Genomic DNA, 14,812 nt, shown 5'->3' with positions numbered 1-14,812 from the left:
CAAAAAAGCCCCGCAGGCCCCGCCCGCGGTCATTTCCGCGCGAGCGGCGGCCTGATCGGCAGGGGATCGCCCAGGGCGATCGTCCGAAGGGGCAGACCGGGGGGCGGCATGGCCAGAGGCGAGTTCGACGTGGCGGCACTGGCCGCAGGCGTGGCGGCAGGCGACCGCCGGGCGCTGGCGCGGGCCATCACGCTGGTGGAAAGCGGGCGCGCCGATCACCGGGCGCAGGCGCTTGACCTGCTGGCGCGGCTCCAGGTGCCGGACAGCCCTGCCGCCGGGCGGCAGGCCTTGCGGCTGGGCCTGTCGGGCACGCCGGGAGTGGGCAAATCCACCTTCATCGAAAGTTTCGGCCTGATGCTGACGGGGCAGGGCAAGCGCGTCGCCGTGCTGGCTGTCGATCCCTCCTCGGCCCGCTCCGGCGGGTCGATCCTCGGCGACAAGACCCGGATGGACCGCCTGTCGCGCGACCCTGCGGCCTTCATCCGCCCCTCTCCGTCGCAGGCCCAGATGGGCGGCGTCGCCCGCCGGTCGCGCGAGGCGGTGGCGCTGTGCGAGGCTGCGGGCTTCGACCTCGTCCTGATCGAAACCGTCGGCGTGGGCCAGTCCGAAACCGTGGTGGCCGAGCTTTGCGACCTCTTCCTCCTCCTCCTCGCGCCCGCAGGCGGCGACGAACTTCAGGGCGTGAAGCGCGGGATCATGGAAATGGCGGACCTCATCCTCGTCAACAAGGCCGATGGCGACCTGAAACCGGCGGCCCTGCGCACCATGGCCGATTACGCGGGCGCGCTGCGCCTTCTGCGTCGCCGCCCGCAAGACCCGGAAGGGTTTCCCAAGGCGCTCTGCGTCTCGGCGCTGGAAACCTCGGGTCTCACGCCCGCCTGGGACGAGATGCAGGCGCTGGCCCTCTGGCGGCGCGAGACCGGCCACTGGACCGCCCGCCGCGCCGCCCAGGCCCGCCACTGGTTCGAGGAAGAAGTGCGCCAGGGCCTTCTTGCCGCCCTGACCCGCGATCCGGCCCGCGCGCGGATGGAGGCGCTGGGGCAGGCCGTCACTGAAGGCCGCCTGACGCCCGAGGCCGCCGCCGCAGACCTGCTGCGCAGCCTGACCTGACCCTGTCCACTTTCTGTCTGGAAATATCCCGGGGGAATCGCCCGCGCCCCGCGCGGGCGATGGGGGATGGCCCCCTTACTCTTCCCCTCTCCCCCGCCCGGCGCCTGCGAAAAAATCCCGCTTCCCGCCCTGCCATTCGCCCAAGGGTCGCTTGACGCCGGACGGCTTTCCACTTACACGCCCTCAATCGAATTCGGACGCCCGGGGTGACTCGGGTCCCCCACTATTACGGGTCACGTCCCGTCTACACACGAAGGAACACGACGATGTCGCGCGTCTGCGAACTGACGGGCAAGGGCCCGATGACCGGCAATACCGTGAGCCACGCGAACAACAAGTCGCGTCGCCGCTTCCTGCCGAACCTGAACGAAGTGACCCTGATCTCGGACGTGCTGGGCCAGTCCTTCAAGCTGCGCATCTCGGCCGCCGCGCTGCGGACCGTGGATCATCGCGGCGGGCTGGACGCCTTCCTCGCCAAGGCGAAGGATGACGAGCTTTCGGCCGCCGCGCTGAAGATCAAGAAGGACATCGCCAAGGCCCAGGCTGCCGCCTGATCGCCCCGGCCCTGACGGAATGCGAAGGCCCTGCCCCCGTGGCGGGGCCTTTTCCATCTGTCGCGACCTTTGGCCGTCTTTCCATCCCCGCCAGGGTCGCCTAAATCTGCGCCCATGTCGCAGCGCCTTGCCGCCCTCTTCCTGTCGCTCTGCCTCGCGCTGACCTCGGTCACGGCGGCCATCGCGCATGTGCAATCGGCAGGCGCGCATCAGATCGTGCTCTGCGGCACGCCGGGGGTGGAAGAGACGATCACCCTCAACGCGATGGGTGACCCGATCCCCACGCCGCATCACTGCCCGGACTGCCTTGCCGTCACGGCGGGCGAGGCCCCCGCCGCCGCGCCGGTGCTGCGCCCGCAGACGCGCGGGGAACGGCAGGCGCTGGCCCTGATCGCCGCGCCCGATACGGGCGAAACCCTCTCTCCCAGCGCGCGCGGCCCCCCGGAACGGACCTGACCGGCAGGGTAGTGCCCTGCGGATGAAGCCCAGGAACCACAGTCTTCACATCAGGACCGATCCGATGACCTTTCGCATGACCTTTGCCGCGCTGGCGGCTGCATTCGCCTTTTCCCTGCCCGCCACCGCGCAGGAGCATCCCGAGGGGATGCATGTCCATGACGTCTATGCCCGCTCCATGGGGCAGGTCGGGGCCTCCGGCGCCGTCTTCCTCATGATGCACAACAACACCGCAACCGATGACCGCCTGATCGGCGTCACCGCCGATGTGGCGGAACGGGTGGAACTGCACACCCACAGGGAAGATGCCAATGGCGTCATGCAGATGATCCATGTCGAAGAGGGCTTCCCCCTCGCGGCGGGCGAGATGCACGAACTCGCCCGTGGGGGGGATCACGTCATGCTCATGGGCCTGACGCGGGAACTGGCCGATGGCGACACCTTCCCCGTCACCCTGATCTTCGAACAGGCGGGCGAGATCACGGTCGAGGCGGTGGTGGACAATGACCGCAAGCCGGGCGAGGGGATGATGGATCATTCCGGCCATGGCGACATGGACCATTCGCAGCACATGAACCACGGGTCGGGCGGCTGATCCCTGACCGCGCCGGGGGGGGGGCGTTCGGCCCCCCTGCACCGCCCCGTTTCCCGCCTGCATCGCCCTTGCCCGACCATGGCGCGCCTTGCTAGGCAAGGCGGATGACCGCATCCCGCATCCTCTTCGTCTGTCTCGGCAATATCTGCCGCTCACCCAGCGCCGAAGGCGTGTTCCGCCACATGGCCGCCGCCGAAGGGCTGGAGGTGACGGTTGACAGTTGCGGCACCGGCGCCTGGCATCTGGGCGAACCGCCAAGCCCCGCCGCAATCACCGCCGCCCGTGCGCGCGGCTATGATCTCTCGGCCCTGCGCGCCCGCCAGTTGCAGGCCGCCGATTTCACCCGCTTTGACCGCATCCTCGTGATGGACCGCGCCAATCTGCGCGATGCCCGCGCCCTGCGCCCGCCGGGCGGGACAGAGCCGGAACTGTTCCTCGCCCATGCGCCGCAGCACGGGCAGGACGTGCCTGACCCGTGGTATACGGGCGATTACGAAGGCGCCCTGGACATGATCGAGGATGCGGCGCGCGGCCTGATCGCCGCGCTGCGCTAGTCGCGCCTCAGCCCGCGCAATAGGCCTCGGCCGTGGCGCCGAAATTCTTGTAGCGCTCCCAGAAGGCATCGTCGCTGGCGCGCTGCGACAGCCAGGTCTCATGCGCCCGGTCGGGATCGGAGAAGAACTTCGCCGCCCGCCGCTGGTCGCCATTGCGCAGCGTCATGTCGGCCACCTGCTGGATGCAGGAACAGATCGACCGGTTCGCGGCATCGCGGTCCGACCGCAGGCAGGCGCGCTCGATCGGCCCCGCCAGGGCCGCCGTCTGCATCAGGGTAAGCAAAAGCGCGGCCATCACCGCGCCGGAAAGGATGGTTTTCATCGTCTCTGCCTCTTGCCGCGGGACCTGTGCCCGCAGTCATTTTCTGCGGCGGAGTATGCCGATCCGGCGGATTTTTTCAATCCATCCCCGCCCCCGCGCCGGATCACATTTCGCCGCATCTGCCCAAGGCCCCCAGACGCCCGCCGATCTTGCCCGCCGAGGGGCTTTCCGACCCTTCCCCGACAGGCTATATGCGCGCCATGACCCAGCTTGACCTCATCCGCAATTTCTCCATCGTGGCCCATATCGACCACGGCAAATCCACCCTCGCCGACCGTCTGATCCAGATGACGGGGACGGTGGCCGAACGCGACATGAAGGCCCAGTTGCTGGACTCCATGGATATCGAGCGTGAGCGGGGCATCACCATCAAGGCCAACACGGTGCGGATCGAATATCCCGCCAAGGATGGCCGCACCTATATCCTCAACCTGATCGACACGCCCGGCCATGTGGACTTCGCCTATGAAGTCTCCCGCTCCATGCGCGCCGTCGAAGGCTCGCTTCTGGTGGTGGACGCCTCGCAAGGCGTCGAGGCGCAGACGCTCGCCAATGTCTATCAGGCCATCGACGCGGGGCACGAGATCGTGCCGGTCCTGAACAAGATCGACCTCCCCGCCGCCGATCCCGACCGGGTGAAGGAAAACATCGAGGATGTCATCGGCCTTGATGCCTCTGACGCCATCCCGATCTCGGCCAAGACCGGCCTCGGCATCCCGGATGTGCTGGAGGCCATCGTCCACCGCCTTCCCGCCCCCAAGGGCGACCGCGACGCGCCGCTGAAGGCGATGCTGGTCGATAGCTGGTATGACGCCTATCTCGGCGTCGTCGTCATGATCCGCGTGATGGATGGCGTCATCCGCAAGGGCGACCGGGTCAAGATGATGCAGACCGGCGCCGTCTATGGCATCGACAAGCTTGCCGTCCTGAAACCCCAGATGGTCGATATCCCCGAACTCGGCCCGGGCGAGATCGGCGTTCTCACCGCCTCGATCAAGCAGGTCCGCGACACCCGCGTCGGCGACACCATCACCCATGAACGCAAGGGCTGCGAAACGCCCCTTCCCGGCTTCAAACCCGCGCAGCCCGTGGTCTTCTGCGGCCTCTTCCCGGTGGATGCGAATGATTTCGAGGCGCTGAGGGATGCCATCGAGAAACTCGCCCTCAACGACGCGAGTTTCAGCTACGAGATGGAAACCTCCGCCGCCCTCGGCTTCGGTTTCCGCTGCGGCTTCCTCGGCCTTCTGCACCTCGAAGTGATCCGCGACCGGCTGGAGCGCGAATATGACCTCGACCTCATCACCACCGCGCCTTCGGTGGTGTTCAAGCTGCACATGAAGGGCGGCGAGGTGCGCGACCTGCACAACCCCGCCGACATGCCCGACCTGACCCTGATCGACCACATCACCGAGCCGCGCATCAAGGCCACGATCATGGTGCCCGACGAATATCTGGGCGATATCCTGAAACTCTGCCAGGACCGGCGCGGCATCCAGCTCAACCTCACCTATGCGGGCAACCGCGCCATGGTGGAATATGACCTGCCCCTGGCCGAGGTGGTCTTCGATTTCTACGACCGGCTGAAATCGGTGACCAAGGGCTATGCCAGCTTCGACTACCAGATTTCCGAGTATCGCGAGGATCATCTGGTCAAGATGTCCATCCTCGTGAACGAGGAACCGGTCGATGCGCTCTCCATGATGGTCCACCGCGACCGGGCCGAGATGCGGGGGCGGGCGATGGTGGAAAAGCTCAAGGAACTGATCCCCCGCCACATGTTCAAGATCCCGATCCAGGCGGCCATCGGCGGCCGCGTCATCGCGCGCGAGACGTTGAGCGCGATGCGCAAGGACGTGACGGCCAAATGCTATGGCGGCGACGCCACGCGGAAGCGGAAGCTCTTGGAGAAGCAGAAGGCCGGGAAAAAGCGGATGCGCCAGTTCGGCAAGGTGGAGATCCCGCAGGAGGCGTTTATCTCGGCGTTGAAGATGGATGGGTGATCATCCGTCATGCGCGGGCCTGACGCTTCGCCTTACTTCTGACTTTGGATAATCCCCGCTCCGGTCCTGACCCGGATCCTCTGCGCCCAGCCTTGCTGCGTATATCTCGGGAGGTCCTCGGCCAAGTCCGGGACGGGGGCTTCACTGCACGCTCTGGCCGCCCGTGACCTGCACGGTCCCCACGCATTTTCCCGCGGTAGGGCGGGGTTCACCCCGCCACACGCCCCACCCCACCCGCGCAAGGCGGGGTGAACCCCGCCCTACCACCACCCCGGCCCTCCCCCCCATCCCCCTTGATTCACGCCGCCGCGCGGGTCACCATCCGTCCCGTGGGCTTTCCGGGGTGCGGACATGTTTTCGCGGTTGCGGCGGGCGGCGGTGGCGCATGGGCCGCTCTTCTCCTCGCTCTCGGCGCTGGTGGCGCTGGTCGCCTCCGTCGGGGGCATCGTCATGTCGCCCACGGTGCGGGAACAGGCCATCCACCTGCTCGGCGGCGTGACCCTTGCCGAACGCGATGCCGCCCTCGCCGAACGCGACAAGGCCGATGCGGAGTTCCGCAGCGCCATGCTAAACCAGATGCCCAATTTCACCATCTTCCTCGCCGGAGGCCTTTCGAATGACGACTGCCTCATTGCCGCCAAGGCCGCCGCCGATGCCATCGCGCTCCCCCATGCGCCGCGCGACAGCAACCCCTGGGCGGCGCAGGCGCGGGGGATCGAATTCGATCTCGTCTTCGAAGACCGCAATATCGGGCGGGGGATGGTGACCTGCTTTCACCAGGATCTTTCGGCCCTGCCGGGGCATCGGATGGGCTTCATCGTGGTCGCCTATGACACCCTGCCCGCCGATGAGGGGCTGCCGGAACTCAAGGCCTTCACCCAGAACTACATGCAGGCCTTCAAGGCGCAGCTTCCCGAAGGCACGACAAGCCTGCCGCCCAGCCCCTTTGAACCGGACCTCGATTCCGCGGGGCGCCTGGTGATCGGCAGCCGTTTCCTCGACCATGACATCGTTCTTGGCCCGCTGCGGGATTGGGGGGCCGAGAATGGCGATCTCGTATCACCGGGCGGGCCGACGGTGGCCGAACTCCTGACGCTGATCGAGCAGGAGTGACCCCCGCCCTACCGCCCCGCCCGTAGGGTGCGTGGTCCTCACGCACCGCCCCCGGCCACACGCCGGAGCTCTCTCCCACCCGGAGACCCTACTTCCCCCGAACCCGCCGATAATGCTTCGGCGCCGCCTGTGTCGCCCGGCCACCCGTGCGGACCAGGGCCGAAAGCGGCAAATCCCTGCCGGATGCGCCTTTCGGCCCTGCCGCCTTTGCCGCTTCCTCCGCCAGTCGCGCCCGCGCGTCCAGCAGCGCCTTGCGTTCGCGGGAAATGCCGATGTGGCTGACCCCGGCGATCAGCAGGCCGAAGATGCCAATCGCAAGGATTGTCAGGAACGCCGTCACACTACACCACCATCTGATCCAGCCGACTGTTCCCCAGAAGATGGAAGATCGTCCCGACGGCGCAAGAGAGGATGATCCCCGGCGGATGGAAGGTCGGGGCCTGGCTGATAGGGTTCGCCACAGGTCCGGCGGTCACCACCGCCACGCCGAGATTGTAGAAGAACCCGCTCTGCGCCTTGCACTTCTCGTTCAGGATGAACCTGCGCCGTTCCGACCCGTCTTCATCCGGCGCAAGGGAGTCGGGCTTTGCGAACATGGGGAACTCGTTAAAGACTGCCTACCGGCCCAACTTTAGCGAGACCCCGGCGGCTTGCAAGAACGCCCCTCGGTTGCTTGGTCCCCCAACCGACCCGCGCAAGGCGGGGTGAACCCCGCCCTACCGCGCCCCGCCCGTAGGGTGCGTGGTCCCCACGCACCGCCCCTCGCCGTAGGGCGGGGTTGACCCCGCCAAACCCCTCAAAACAACCCATCCCCCCCTTGCGTCTCTTCCACCACCGTATCCGCCGCCACCGCCCCGGCGCCGACAAGCACGACGGGCGCGCAGGCGGGCAGGGTGAGAAGGGCGATCAGCGCCGCGATCCCGGTCTTTCGCATCGGTGCCATCTGCATCGGGCAATCCTTTCCATGTCGTCGTCCGCCAGCCTAGCCATCCACCCCCCGCCTGTCACCGTCCCATAACCTCAGCCTATGGCCTGACTGCATGGTTAACCAGAACCGCGCCCCCAGCGTGCGCTGCGTGGCCACAGTTTGCGGCACAGTTTGCGGCACAACATCCGGTACAGCCGTTTCGGGGGGCGATTCCGCCACATTGACGCACTGCCGCGAAGATGCTGCAATGCAGCATAGACGCGGATGGAGAGTCGCATGGGCAAGGTCATCACCGTCGCACAGCAGAAGGGCGGGGCCGGCAAGACCACGCTCGCCGTCAATCTGGCGGTGGAATTTCTGCAACGGGGTCAACGGGTTGCGCTGCTGGACACCGATCCGCAAGGCAGCCTTGGCCGCTGGTTCATGGCCCGCCGCGACGGGGTTGGGGTGGAGGGGCTCGACTTCTCCACCGCCTCGGCCTGGGGGGTCAGCTATGAATGCGAAAAGCTGCGCAAGATCAATGATCTGGTGATCGTGGACACCCCCCCCAAGGTCGACGCCGACCTCCGCCCCGCCCTGCGCGAGGCCGATCTGGTGCTGATCCCCGTCGCCTCCAGCCATCTCGATCTCTGGGCGGTGGACGGGGTGCTTGACCTGATCCTGCGCGAATCCCGCCCCGCGATGATCGTGCTGAACCGCTGGAAATCCGGCACCCGTCTGGCGGATGAGGTCGCGCAAGCCGCTGAAGGCAAAGCGGAAATTGCCGCATCCCGCCTCGGCTCCCGCGTCGCCTATGCCGAGGTTCTGGGGCAGGGGCGCGGGGTGGCCGAAGGGCCGAAAACCCCCGCGCGGGCCGAGATCGCCGCGCTGGCAGACGAGATCGCCGCCCGGCTTCAGCCCTGACCGGGGCCTTTCACGATCAGCACCCAGAAGGCGTAAGCCCCTGCCGCGCCAAACAGAACCGCCCAGAGCGGGTTGCCCAGCCACAATTCGAACCCCGCCCAGACCAGCGGCACCCCCGCCGTCAGCCAGCGCACCCAGGCGCGCCGGAACATCGGGTGGTTTGCGTCGAGAAAGCCTTTCATCCGAACCTCTTGCCGGTTTTCCCTCATATGGCGCAGGCGGCGGGCTTTGTCCAAGATTTCGCGACCCCGCCCCTGTCGGGGATGGGATGGCCCGCGCGGCGGGGCTGCGCTAGGCTGGGTGAAACTTCAGGGCCAAGCCACGGAAATGACGACAAAACCCGCGATGTTCCCGCATCTCTTCTCACCCCTCACGATCCGCGGCGCGCGGATCCGCAACCGCATCCTTTCCACCGGTCATGACACGGTGCTGCCCACCGATGGCACGGTGAATGACGCGCTGATCGCCTATCATCGCGCGCGTGCACAGGGGGGCGCGGGGCTCATCGTGACGCAGGTGGCGGGCGTGCACGAGACGGCCCGCTACACCTCGCACCTCCTCATGGCGACGGATGATGCCTGCATCCCCGGCTACCGCGCCCTGGCCGAAGCGGTTCATGCCGAGGGCGCGACCATTTTCTCGCAGCTTTTCCATCCGGGGCGCGAGATCATGGAAAGCGCCGATGGGCTGCTGGCCGTGGCCTATGCGCCATCCTCCGTGCCCAATGAACGGTTCCACGTCATGCCGCGCGCCCTGACCCTGCCGCTGATTGCCGAGATCGTCGCGGGCTATGCCTCTGCCGCGCGGCGGATGTGGCAGGCGGGGCTGGACGGGGTGGAGGTGGTGGCCAGCCACGGCTATCTGCCGGCGCAATTCCTGAACCCGCGCGTGAACTTGCGGATGGATGGCTATGGCGGGGATGAGGTCGGCCGCCAGCGTTTCCTGCGCGAGGTGCTGCGGGCGATCCGGACCGAAACCGATGCGGATTTCGTGGTCGGCCTGCGGATCAGCGCGGGAGAACGCGAGGAAGACGGCCTGACGGCCGAGGAGGCGCTGGCCGCCTGCATCGCGCTCCAGTCCGATCTGGACTATGTGAATGTCACCACCGGGACGTCGGCCACGCTCGGGGGCGCGGTGCATATCGCGCCGCCGATGGCCTTTGCGCCCGGCTATGTGGCCCCGGACGCGGCGGCCTTCAAGCGGGCCTTGACCCTGCCGGTCTTCGTCGCGGGCCGGATCAACCAGCCGCAGGAGGCGGAGGCCATTCTGGCCGCAGGGCAGGCCGACATGTGCGGGATGACCCGCGCGTTGATTGCCGATCCCGAAATGCCTGCCAAGGCCGCGCGGGGCGCGGTGGACGATATCCGCGCCTGCATCGGCTGCAATCAGGCCTGCATCGGGCATTTCCACAAGGGGCTGCCCGTGTCCTGCATCCAGCATCCCGAAACGGGGCGCGAACTGGCCTATGGCCGCCTGACACCCGCCGCGCGGCGCAAACGGGTGATGGTGGTGGGGGCAGGGCCTGCGGGGATGAAGGCGGCGGTCACGGCGGCAAAGCGGGGGCATGAGGTCACGCTCTGGGAGGCGGCGGCGCAGCCCGGCGGGCAGGCCGCCTTGGCGCAATTGCTGCCCCGACGGGCGGAATTCGGTGGCATCGTCACCAACCTGATGCGCGAGGTGGAACGCGCGCAGGTCCGCCTGCGGCGGGGCGTGACGGTGACGGAAGCGGTGCTGCGCGAGGAAGCCCCCGAAGCGGTGATCCTTGCCACCGGGGCCGTCCCGCATCTGCCGGACCTGCCGATGGATGGCGGGGTGCAGGTGGTGACGGCCTGGCAGGTCCTGCGGGGCGAGGTGAAGGTCGGCGCGCGGGTGGTGGTGGCCGACTGGCGCTGCGACTGGATCGGGCCGGGGGTGGCCGAGACGCTGGCGAAAGCGGGGTCCTCGGTCGTGCTGGCGGTGAACGGGCTGCATGCGGGCGAGGTGCTGCCCCTTTATGTGCGCGACGATATCGCGGCGGCGCTGCATCGCTTGCGGGTAGAGGTGCGGCCCTATGCGCGGCTATACGGGACTGCGGGGGAGACGGTCTTTCTCCAGCACACGCCCAGCGGCGAGGCGATGGAGGTGGAGGGGGTCGATACCCTCGTTCTCTGCCTTGGCCATCGGCCTGTGGACGATCTGGCCGAGGTGGCCGCGCGGCTGGGGATCGAGCTGCATATGGCGGGCGACTGCCTTGCCCCCCGCACCGCCGAAGAGGCGGTGTTCGAGGGGCTGAAGGCGGGCGTCGCCGTCTAGCCGCAGCTTGCCATGAGGTCGAGCGCAGGGTCGCGCACCTCGGTCTGGATATCCATCAGGCCGAGGACGGTATGAAAGACGATGTCCTGGCTTTGCGGCAGCGTGGCCTTGGCATCAAGGCAGGGGCGATCCACCTTGAAGGCCTGCGCATAGCTGTCGGGCATCCACATCACCATGGGCACGGTGGTCTGGGTTTCCGGCGCCATGAAATAGGGCGCGGCATGCAGGTAGAGCCCGTCTTCGCCCAGGCTTTCGCCATGGTCTGACAGGAAGAGGACGGCGGGAACCACATCGGTTTGCGCGGCCAGAAGGTCGATCGTCTGCGCGATCACCTGATCGGTAAAGCGGATGGAATTGTCATAGGCGTTGACGATCTCTTCCGTCGTGCAATCGGCGAATTCGGGCGTCTGGCAGGCCGGGCTGAAATGTTCGGCGGCCTTGGGGTAGCGGAGGAAATAGCTGGGTCCATGGCTGCCGATCATGTGCAGGAAAAGCACGGTGTCGCGCGTGATCTTGGGCAGGGCCTGTTGCAGGGGGCCAAGGAAGACGGCATCGGTGCATTCCCCTTCGGCGCAGGCGGCGGGGTCGTCGGCAGCGGTCATCCGACGGGGTTCCGCGATGCGGCTGGCCGTGCCCTGATCGCCGGTATTGTTGTCCCACCACAGGACATCGACATCGGCATGGTGCAGCACGTCGATCAGGTTTTCCTGCCGGATGGACCGGTCATAGGAATAGCCGTCCCGCGTCAGGTTCGACATCATGCAGGGCACCGAAACAGCGGTGGAGGTGCCGCAGGAGGTGACATCGGTGAAGTTGATGACATCGCGCCGGGCGAGTTCGGGCGTGGTGTCGCGACCATAGCCGTCCAGCCCGAAGTTCTGGGCGCGGGCGGTTTCGCCGACGAAGACCACGGTCAGCACGGGCTTGTCCAGCGCGGTGATGAGCGGGCCCTTCTTCGCGTCGCGTCCCAGCGGGGCGACGGTCACATCCTTGGCCTTCAGCATCATCTTGGCATAGCGGGCGGCCCCGCCGATGGCGGCACCGGGCTGATAGCTGGCCAGCAGTTCCTTGCGTTCGCGGGCCACGGCGGAATAGGCCTTGAAGTCGCTGAAGAGCGCGCCGGTGAAGACGGCCAGCGTGACGATGACGGTAAGCACCCAGCGCCCGAGATTGCCGAGGAAAGGCGTCGGGCGGACCTTGACCCAGAGCGCGGCACTGGCCGGCAGCACACCCCAGACCGCCACATGGATCAGGAAATGGGCGGTGATGAGGTGCTTGCTTTCCGTCACTGTCGTCAGCATCGCGTTCTGGATCATCTCGCGGTCGATGACGATGCCGAGTGTATCCATGTAGTAGGAGGTGACGGCGGCGAGGATCAGCAGGAAGGCCGCCATCGGGCGCAGGAGCCAGCGGAAGCCAAAGAGCGTGAGGGTGAGCAGCGTCAGCATCGAGACGGCCAGACCCCAGCCCGCGAGTTGGCGCAGGTTGCCGTCGAAGACCTCCCACCCGCGCTGCCAGAAAGTGATGTTGTCGGCGGCCATGATGAAGGCCGTCACGGCAAGGCTGTAGGGCAGGGCGCCGACGATGGGCCGGGTCGGGCGGAAGCGCAGGGCCAAGGCGGTGGCCGGCGGGACGGGGCTGGTGGTGGGTTGCAAGACAGATATCCTGTGACAGGGACCGGGCGCTGGTCCATGTCACGCTGCTAATCCCCGCTTCCCGCGCGCGCCATAACACCGGAGGGGTGGCAGCCCTGTCTGCAACCGAAGTTGCAGGGGCCTTGCAGGGGCCGTCTCAGCCCGCCGCAGGGCGCGGCGGCACCGTCCAGCGCTTTAGACTTTCGAACAGATCAATTGCCTAACCAGGGCGCTATTCGCCCCAGGTTTTCACTTTTTCATCATGGCGTCAGACGCGGTGCATCCATCAGACCTGCAATCTCGCGCCGGAAGGAGAGGGCATCACCCCGGTCGGGGGCATCCAGTTCCTCGGCATAGCGGCGGCCGGCATAGGTGGCCCAGGCGATGGGTCCGGGCGCGGCGGCATCGCCGATCAGCTTCAGTGAAGCGATCCCGGCCCCCTGCCAGTCGCAGGATTTCAGACTGTGGTAAAGCGCATCCTCGGGCTTGCGCGAGGTGACCATCAGCACCGCGTCGCAGTCCAGCGTGACGGTCTTCCCGCTCCATGTGCAGGTCAGATCGGCCCCGGAGGCATGGATGGCGTCGGGCGCGTGCGACAGGTGCAGGATCACGCCAAGGTCTGCAAGACGGCGCTGGATCGTCGCCTGTTCCAGCGTGTTGTCCGTCCATTCCGCCACCTTCACCGCCGGGGTCACGAAATGAACAGTGCAACCGCGTGCGACGAGGAGTTCGGCAAGGACGGACCCCATGTAGAAATGGTCGTCATCGTAGAGGAGGATCGTGCCGCCCGTCGGACCGCCGCCCGCCATGAGGTCATCCGGGGTGAAGATCGGCATGGCCGGGTCGGTCGGGATCGGATGCAGATGCAGCCGCGCCACGGCATCGCGCCGCCAGTGGCAGCCGGTGGCGATGGCGACATGTTCGATGCCGAAACCGAGGATGTCATCGGCGGTCAGGCGGCTGTCGAGATAGGTCTGCACATTCGGCATGGGGGCGATCTGGCCCGCGCGGTAGTCGGCCACGCGACCCCAGGCGGCAAGACCCGGCAGCATCCTTTCCCGCGCCACGCGACCGCCCAGCGTGGTGGTCGCTTCGGCCAGCGTCACCTGATAGCCGCGCTTGCCAAGGATATGCGCGGCCTCCAGCCCCGCAGGTCCTGCGCCGACGATCAGCACGCTTTCCGACCGGCCCTTGGGGTGCATTCGTTCGGGATGCCAGCCCTTGCGCCATTCCTCCATGAAGGCGGTGTTCTGGGTGCAGCGGCTGATGCCCTGGGTCATGTCACCAGATACGCAGATATTGCAGCCGATGCATTCGCGGATGTCGTCGAAGCGGCCTTCCTCGATCTTCTTCGGCAGGAACGGGTCGGCGATGGAGGGGCGGGCGGCGCCGATGAAATCGAGAATGCCCGCCTTGATCTGCCGCACCATGGCATCGGCCGAGGTGAAGCGGCCCACACCCACCACGGGTTTGGAGGTGAGTTGCTTGATCCCTTTCACAAGGTCTTCCTGCGCGCCTTCGGGCTTGAAGCGCGAGGTGCCTGAACAGGCCTCCCACGTGCCTTGGGCGAGGTCCCAGATATCGGGCAGGTCGCCGTGCATTTCGATGAAATCGCGCAACTCGGCGTTGGAAAAGCCCAGCTCGCCCGCCTCGTGCAGCGACAGGCGCAGGGAGATGGCAAGCTCGCCCTTCGTCTCGTCGCGCGCCTCTTCCACGATCTCGCGCAGGAAGCGGGCGCGGTTTTCGAGGCTGCCGCCATATTCGTCGCTGCGGTGGTTGGTGTTGCGTGACAGGAAATGTTGCAGGATGCCAAAGCCATGCGCGCCGTAAAGGCAGATCAGGTCGAAGCCCGCGGTCTGCGACCGACGAAAGGCGTTGCGGAACCAGCGGCGCAGGTCGCGGATATCCTCGCGGTCCATGGTGCGGGCCTGCACGGGATCGGAGGTGAAGGTGAGGATCGGGCCACCCGAGACGGCGAGCGGCACTTCGCGGGAATAGAGGTTCGGGCCGTTGATCCCGGAATAGGCAAGCTGGATGCCTGCAAGGGCGCCGTGGGATTTCATCGCCTCGGCCATGCGGGCCAGCGCGGGGATATCGCGGTCGTCCCAGAGATGCTGTTCGATGAAGGGGGTTATCTCGCTGGTGGGGTGAATCTCGGTCTGTTCGGTGAAGATCACGCCCCAGCCGCCTTCGGCCTTGGTGCGGCGCATCTCCACCACGGCAGAGGGGTCGCGATAGCCGCCGCCATTGCAGTGGGGGACCTGGTAAAAGCGGTTCTTGGCGATCTTCGGCCCGATGCGGAGGGGTTCGAAGAGGATGTCGTAGCGGCTGTCGCGGGTGTCCTTGGGCAT

At 67.0% G+C, this 14,812-nt stretch carries 16 protein-coding genes; 9 read left to right on the top strand and 7 right to left on the bottom strand.

Annotation, left to right across the window (positions count from 1 at the left end):
- Positions 1–108: 108 nt before the first annotated feature.
- The 5 genes from meaB (at position 109) to C0V75_RS15865 (ending at position 3,269) form a co-directional block, all read left to right on the top strand.
- Entirely contained in the window at positions 109–1,110 is a 1,002-nt protein-coding gene (meaB, locus tag C0V75_RS15885) for a methylmalonyl Co-A mutase-associated GTPase MeaB (RefSeq protein WP_101921947.1), read from the top strand.
- A 266-nt stretch (positions 1,111–1,376) separates the two neighbouring features.
- Positions 1,377–1,664, top strand: coding sequence for a 50S ribosomal protein L28 (gene rpmB / locus C0V75_RS15880; protein WP_101921946.1), 288 nt, complete (start codon positions 1,377–1,379; stop codon positions 1,662–1,664).
- Positions 1,665–1,778: 114 nt separating this feature from the next.
- Entirely contained in the window at positions 1,779–2,120 is a 342-nt protein-coding gene (locus C0V75_RS15875; RefSeq protein ID WP_101921945.1) for a hypothetical protein, read from the top strand.
- Between the two features lie 64 nt (positions 2,121–2,184).
- Complete coding sequence (locus C0V75_RS15870; protein ID WP_173861085.1) at positions 2,185–2,715, top strand: copper chaperone PCu(A)C; 531 nt, start codon at positions 2,185–2,187, stop codon at positions 2,713–2,715.
- 104 nt (positions 2,716–2,819) lie between these two features.
- Positions 2,820–3,269: a low molecular weight protein-tyrosine-phosphatase gene (locus tag C0V75_RS15865; protein ID WP_101921944.1), complete on the top strand. Its 450-nt coding sequence runs from the start codon at positions 2,820–2,822 to the stop codon at positions 3,267–3,269.
- A gap of 7 nt (positions 3,270–3,276) precedes the next feature.
- Here the strand turns inward: C0V75_RS15865 and C0V75_RS15860 are convergent, their stop codons facing one another.
- Positions 3,277–3,591 (bottom strand): hypothetical protein, encoded by a 315-nt coding sequence (locus C0V75_RS15860; RefSeq protein ID WP_101921943.1) that lies wholly within the window; start codon positions 3,589–3,591, stop codon positions 3,277–3,279.
- A gap of 200 nt (positions 3,592–3,791) precedes the next feature.
- Between C0V75_RS15860 and lepA the strand changes: the two genes are divergently transcribed.
- Together lepA and C0V75_RS15850 are read left to right on the top strand one after the other, a co-directional pair.
- Positions 3,792–5,591, top strand: coding sequence for a translation elongation factor 4 (gene lepA / locus C0V75_RS15855; protein ID WP_173861084.1), 1,800 nt, complete (start codon positions 3,792–3,794; stop codon positions 5,589–5,591).
- A 351-nt stretch (positions 5,592–5,942) separates the two neighbouring features.
- Entirely contained in the window at positions 5,943–6,704 is a 762-nt protein-coding gene (locus tag C0V75_RS15850) for a hypothetical protein (protein WP_101921941.1), read from the top strand.
- Between the two features lie 88 nt (positions 6,705–6,792).
- Here the strand turns inward: C0V75_RS15850 and C0V75_RS15845 are convergent, their stop codons facing one another.
- The 3 genes from C0V75_RS15845 to C0V75_RS23010 all read right to left on the bottom strand — a co-directional run bounded on the left by C0V75_RS15845 (position 6,793) and on the right by C0V75_RS23010 (position 7,653).
- Entirely contained in the window at positions 6,793–7,044 is a 252-nt protein-coding gene (locus C0V75_RS15845; RefSeq protein WP_101921940.1) for a hypothetical protein, read from the bottom strand.
- Position 7,045: 1 nt separating this feature from the next.
- The gene (locus tag C0V75_RS15840) at positions 7,046–7,300 is read right to left on the bottom strand and encodes a hypothetical protein (RefSeq protein ID WP_101921939.1); all 255 of its coding nucleotides are present in this window, start codon (positions 7,298–7,300) and stop codon (positions 7,046–7,048) included.
- 200 nt (positions 7,301–7,500) lie between these two features.
- Positions 7,501–7,653 (bottom strand): hypothetical protein, encoded by a 153-nt coding sequence (locus C0V75_RS23010; protein ID WP_158241856.1) that lies wholly within the window; start codon positions 7,651–7,653, stop codon positions 7,501–7,503.
- Between the two features lie 255 nt (positions 7,654–7,908).
- Between C0V75_RS23010 and parA the strand changes: the two genes are divergently transcribed.
- Complete coding sequence (parA, locus tag C0V75_RS15835) at positions 7,909–8,535, top strand: ParA family partition ATPase (RefSeq protein WP_101921938.1); 627 nt, start codon at positions 7,909–7,911, stop codon at positions 8,533–8,535.
- On the opposite strand, the gene C0V75_RS15830 is transcribed toward parA, so the two are convergent.
- Entirely contained in the window at positions 8,526–8,717 is a 192-nt protein-coding gene (locus tag C0V75_RS15830; protein WP_254216503.1) for a hypothetical protein, read from the bottom strand. The genes parA and C0V75_RS15830 overlap by 10 nt on opposite strands.
- A 145-nt stretch (positions 8,718–8,862) precedes the next feature.
- Between C0V75_RS15830 and C0V75_RS15825 the strand changes: the two genes are divergently transcribed.
- A complete protein-coding gene (locus C0V75_RS15825) occupies positions 8,863–10,827 on the top strand; it encodes an FAD-dependent oxidoreductase (protein ID WP_101921936.1) in 1,965 nt (654 codons plus the stop codon).
- Here C0V75_RS15825 and C0V75_RS15820 read toward each other — a convergent pair.
- Together C0V75_RS15820 and C0V75_RS15815 are read right to left on the bottom strand one after the other, a co-directional pair.
- Entirely contained in the window at positions 10,824–12,482 is a 1,659-nt protein-coding gene (locus C0V75_RS15820; RefSeq protein ID WP_254216502.1) for a phosphoethanolamine transferase, read from the bottom strand. The two genes, C0V75_RS15825 and C0V75_RS15820, sit on opposite strands and share 4 nt — an antisense overlap.
- A 239-nt stretch (positions 12,483–12,721) precedes the next feature.
- Positions 12,722–14,812: an NAD(P)-binding protein gene (locus C0V75_RS15815; RefSeq protein WP_101921935.1), complete on the bottom strand. Its 2,091-nt coding sequence runs from the start codon at positions 14,810–14,812 to the stop codon at positions 12,722–12,724.

Source organism: Tabrizicola sp. TH137 (genome assembly GCF_002855575.1).
Lineage (GTDB): Bacteria > Pseudomonadota > Alphaproteobacteria > Rhodobacterales > Rhodobacteraceae > Paragemmobacter.
This window is presented reverse-complemented; position numbering and strand designations above follow the sequence as displayed.